Origin of the sequence: Pseudomonas sp. (assembly GCF_050739995.1) — a bacterium.
Lineage (GTDB): Bacteria > Pseudomonadota > Gammaproteobacteria > Pseudomonadales > Pseudomonadaceae > Aquipseudomonas.
The window spans coordinates 1-4,500 of the sequence record NZ_JBOICG010000785.1; the positions used below are offsets into that span (position 1 = coordinate 1).

6 protein-coding genes are annotated in these 4,500 nt (G+C 61.7%); 5 read left to right on the top strand and 1 reads right to left on the bottom strand.

Features of this window, described 5'->3' with window-relative positions; genetic code table 11:
- A partial coding sequence (locus ACRESD_RS26575; RefSeq protein ID WP_431753628.1) for a GNAT family N-acetyltransferase occupies positions 1 to 622 on the top strand: 622 nt, incomplete at its 5' end.
- A complete protein-coding gene (locus ACRESD_RS26580) occupies positions 622 to 1,413 on the top strand; it encodes a lysophospholipid acyltransferase family protein (protein ID WP_431753629.1) in 792 nt (263 codons plus the stop codon). The genes ACRESD_RS26575 and ACRESD_RS26580, both read left to right, overlap by 1 nt.
- A gap of 108 nt (positions 1,414 to 1,521) precedes the next feature.
- Here the strand turns inward: ACRESD_RS26580 and ACRESD_RS26585 are convergent, their stop codons facing one another.
- A complete protein-coding gene (locus ACRESD_RS26585; RefSeq protein ID WP_431753630.1) occupies positions 1,522 to 2,106 on the bottom strand; it encodes an ACP phosphodiesterase in 585 nt (194 codons plus the stop codon).
- Positions 2,107 to 2,259: 153 nt separating this feature from the next.
- Here ACRESD_RS26585 and ACRESD_RS26590 point away from each other — a divergent pair, with 153 nt between their 5' ends.
- The 3 genes from ACRESD_RS26590 to ACRESD_RS26600 all read left to right on the top strand — a co-directional run.
- Positions 2,260 to 2,586, top strand: coding sequence for an ArsR/SmtB family transcription factor (locus ACRESD_RS26590; protein WP_431753631.1), 327 nt, complete (start codon positions 2,260 to 2,262; stop codon positions 2,584 to 2,586).
- Between the two features lie 13 nt (positions 2,587 to 2,599).
- On the top strand, positions 2,600 to 3,766 hold the full coding sequence (locus ACRESD_RS26595) for an MFS transporter (protein WP_431753632.1): 1,167 nt from the start codon (positions 2,600 to 2,602) through the stop codon (positions 3,764 to 3,766).
- A gap of 27 nt (positions 3,767 to 3,793) precedes the next feature.
- On the top strand, positions 3,794 to 4,500 hold a 707-nt coding region (locus tag ACRESD_RS26600), incomplete at its 3' end, for an alkene reductase (protein ID WP_431753633.1).

Consider the following 4,500-nt stretch of genomic DNA (forward strand, 5'->3'; position numbering starts at 1 on the left):
GCTGAAAGGTGCGGAACTGGGCCTGGACATGGATGACTATGATGTGCACTGCAGCCACATCGGCGTGCGGGACTTGAACAGCGGTCGATTGGTAGCCACTACCCGCTTGCTGGACCACCAGGCTGCCAGCACCCTGGGCCGGTTCTACAGCGAAGAAGAATTCAGCCTGCATGGCCTGCTGCACCTGCAGGGCCCGATCCTGGAAATCGGCCGCACCTGCGTCGACCCGGCTTACCGCAACGGCGGCACCATCGCGGTGTTGTGGGGTGAGTTGGCCGAAGTGCTCAACCAGGGCGGCTACAGCTACTTGATGGGCTGCGCGAGTATCCCGATGCACGACGGTGGCATCCAGGCCCACGCGATCATGCAGCGCCTGCGCGAACGCTACCTGTGCAACGAACACCTGCGTGCCGAGCCGAAAAAGCCTCTGCCGGCGCTGGACCTGCCGTCCAACGTCATCGCCGAGATGCCGCCATTGCTCAAGGCGTACATGCGCCTGGGGGCGAAGATCTGCGGCGAGCCGTGCTGGGATGAAGATTTCCAAGTGGCTGACGTGTTTATCCTGCTCAAGCGTGATGAGTTGTGCCCGCGTTACGCCCGTCACTTCAAGGCGGCGATGTGATGAGCCGCCTGCGCGTCTACGGGCGTATTGCCCGGGTGCTGCTGGTAGTGGCGCTGGGCTTGAGCATGGCCAGTGTGTTTGGCGTGTTCGAGCGTCTGGGCATCGCCAACTCGATGGTGCGGCGCCAGCGCTGGTCGCGTTTTTTCATGACGCGGCTGACCAATGCCCTGCCCTTTCGCGTGACGGTTCACGGTGAACTGCCGCAAACCCCGATGCTGTGGGTAAGCAATCACGTGTCCTGGACCGACATTCCGTTGCTGGGCATGGTCACGCCGATGTCCTTCCTGTCCAAGGCCGAAGTACGCACCTGGCCGGTCGCCGGTTGGTTGGCGGCCAAGGCTGGTAGCCTGTTTATCCGCCGCGGTTCGGGTGACAGCCAATTGATCCGCAAGCAGATGACCCGCCATCTGGAGCAACAGCACCCGCTGCTGATGTTCCCAGAAGGCACCACCACCGACGGGCGCAGCCTGCGTACCTTCCACGGGCGCTTGCTGGCCAGTGCGATCGATGCCGAGGTGTCGCTGCAACCGGTGGCGATCCGTTATCTGCGCGACGGCCAGGTCGATCCGCTGGCACCGTTTATTGGCGATGATGATTTGCTGTCGCACCTGATGCGCCTGTTTGCCAATGACCAGGGCGATGTGGAGATTCATGTGCTAAAGCCGATTGCCTGTGCCGGGCAAGAACGTGCGGCGCTGGCGTTCCAGGCGCAGCAGGCGGTGCAAAAGGCGTTGTTTGGGCCGGTGCCGGAGGCAGAGCAAGTGCCAGTACGGCCCGCGTTCGCGGCCTGAAGCGGGCATGGTCAAAAATGTGGGAGCGGGCTTGCTCGCGAATGCGGTCTGTCAGTATCAGATGTGCCGACTGATACACCTATTTCGCGAGCAAGCCCGCTCCCACATTCAGTTTTGTGCCGTAAGTTGGATATGTGCGAAGGCCTGCAATTCGGGATAGAACACCCGAAAGTCTTCACTCAACGGCTCATAAAGCTCACGCAACTCCTGCATTGCAAATCTCAGCTCCTCGGGTTGTGTCAGGCGCCGGGAGATCCCGCGCAGCACCTGCTCCATCACCGCGAACTCGCGGTATGAACCCAACCAGTCATCCGCCGCCATATAGGGCGCGATCTGCGCCAGACGCCCCGGCAATTGCGGCTCGGCTGCCAGCACCCGGTACACCTGCGCGGTGAAACGCTCCAGTGGCTGGTCGGCATACACCAACCAATCCCGCGCCAGGCAATGGTCGAAAAACACATCGAGGACGATCCCGGCATAGCGTCGGCGGGTCAGGCTGAAACGCGACAACGCCTCCCCTACCCGCGGGTGGCTGTCGGTGAAGCGGTCGATTGAGCGATGCAGCGCAATAGCCGATTCAATTTGCGGGCTGAACTGGCCCTGCAAGCGGCCTTTGACGAAATCGCCATACAAGCTGCCCAGCAGTTGTGCAGGAAGTTGGCCGCCCAGATGCAGATGTGCGAGATAATTCATGCCGCGCAGTCTACCACTGCCATCAACGTATCGTTATAACCCGATATACCGAATTGATCGGTATTAAGACCAAATTCATATTGGTATATCGGGATATGACGATTTAAAGTTCGCCTCATCGCGATATAACGCTGCAAGCAACGAGCAACCGCCATGTCCATCGACCTCGACGAAATAATAAAAGCCCTGGCACACCCAGTACGACGAGACATCCTCACCTGGCTGAAAGACCCTCAGGTGCAGTTCCCCGAGCAACTGCACAACCACGAATACGGCATCTGCGCCGGGCAGATCGACCAACGCTGCGGCTTGTCCCAGTCGACCGTGTCGGCCCACTTGGCCACCTTGCAACGGGCAGGGTTGATCAGCAGCCAGAAGGCCGGGCAGTGGCACTTTTTCAGACGCAATGAGGAAACGATTCAAGCCTTCCTCACTGCGCTTATCACCGAACTCAGCGCTGACGATAAAGCAGCGCTGTAACAAGGAAACGCAAATGCCCCTCTCGCTACTCATACTGGCCCTGAGCGCCTTCGCCATCGGCACCACCGAGTTCGTCATCATGGGCTTGCTGCCCGATGTGGCGGCAGACTTGGGTGTGTCGATTCCAGGCGCCGGCTGGCTGGTCACCGGCTACGCCCTGGGCGTGGCCATCGGCGCACCGTTCATGGCACTGGCCACCGCCAAGCTGCCACGCAAGGCCGCCCTGATAGCGTTGATGGGCATCTTCATTATTGGCAACCTACTTTGCGCCCTGGCCAGCGACTACAACGTGCTGATGTTTGCCCGTGTGGTCACCGCGCTGTGCCACGGTGCCTTCTTCGGTATCGGTTCGGTGGTGGCGGCCAACCTGGTGCCGGCCAACAAACGCGCGTCGGCCGTAGCCTTGATGTTCACCGGTTTGACCCTGGCCAACGTACTGGGCGTGCCATTGGGAACTGCGCTGGGTCAGGAAGCCGGCTGGCGTTCGACCTTCTGGGCAGTGACAGTGATTGGCGTGGTCGCATTGATCGGTCTGATCCGCTTCCTGCCCGCCAAGCGTGACGAAGAGAAACTCGACATGCGCGCCGAGCTCAAAGCCCTCCAGGGCGCGGGCATCTGGCTGTCGCTGAGCATGACCGCCCTGTTTTCGGCGTCCATGTTCACCCTCTTTACCTACGTCGCGCCGCTGCTGGGCGATGTCACCGGCGTGTCGCCCAAAGGCGTGACCTGGACGTTGTTGTTGATCGGCCTGGGCCTCACGGTGGGCAATATCATCGGCGGCAAGCTGGCGGACAAACGCCTGGCTGCCACCCTGGTCGGCGTGTTCATCAGCATGGCGGTGGTCTCCACCGCGCTGACCTGGACCAGCGTCGCGTTGATCCCGACTGAAATCACCCTGTTCCTGTGGGCCACCGCCTCGTTCGCAGCCGTCCCTGCGCTGCAAATCAACGTGGTGACCTTCGGCAAGGCCGCCCCGAACCTGGTGTCCACCCTCAACATCGGCGCCTTCAACATCGGCAACGCCCTCGGCGCCTGGGTGGGCGGCAGCGTGATAGCCCACGGTTTCGGCCTGACCAGCGTACCGCTGGCCGCTGGCGCCCTGGCGGTGCTTGCCCTGCTGGTGACCCTGATTACTTTCCGTCAGAGCGGCGATGCCGACCTGGCCCCTGCGACCAACTGATCAACTTAATAGAGAAGGTGTTTTCCCATGACGACTATTTTCGATCCGATCAAACTGGGCGACCTGGAACTGTCCAACCGCATCATCATGGCGCCGCTGACCCGTTGCCGTGCGGATGACGGCCGTGTCCCCAACGCGCTGATGGCCGAGTACTACGTGCAACGTGCTTCCGCTGGGCTGATCCTCAGCGAAGCCACCTCCGTGACGCCGCTGGGCGTGGGTTACCCGGACACCCCAGGTATCTGGTCCAACGACCAAGTGCGCGGCTGGGCCAACGTCACCAAGGCAATTCACGGCGCGGGCGGCAAGATCTTCCTGCAACTGTGGCACGTGGGCCGGATCTCCCACGAATCCTACCTGAACGGCGAAACACCGGTGGCCCCCAGCGCGATCCAGCCTAAAGGCCACGTCAGCCTGGTGCGCCCACTGGCCGACTACCCAACCCCACGCGCCCTGGAAACCGCAGAAATCGCCGACATCGTCGACGCCTACCGTGTAGGTGCGGAAAACGCCAAGGCCGCCGGCTTTGACGGTGTGGAAATCCACGGCGCCAACGGCTACCTGCTCGACCAATTCCTGCAGAGCAGCACCAACCAGCGTACCGACAACTATGGCGGTTCCCTGGAAAACCGTGCACGCCTGTTGCTGGAAGTAACCGACGCCGCCATCGAAGTCTGGGGCGCCGGCCGTGTCGGTGTGCACCTGGCACCCCGCGCCGACTCTCACGACATGGG

Bases quoted from the DNA above. Each gene is read 5' to 3' on its own strand.
- ACRESD_RS26580 (WP_431753629.1), top strand. From the start codon at position 622: ATGAGCCGCCTGCGCGTCTACGGGCGTATTGCCCGGGTGCTGCTGGTA.
- ACRESD_RS26585 (WP_431753630.1), bottom strand. From the start codon at position 2,106: ATGAATTATCTCGCACATCTGCATCTGGGCGGCCAACTTCCTGCACAA.
- ACRESD_RS26590 (WP_431753631.1), top strand. From the start codon at position 2,260: ATGTCCATCGACCTCGACGAAATAATAAAAGCCCTGGCACACCCAGTA.
- ACRESD_RS26595 (WP_431753632.1), top strand. From the start codon at position 2,600: ATGCCCCTCTCGCTACTCATACTGGCCCTGAGCGCCTTCGCCATCGGC.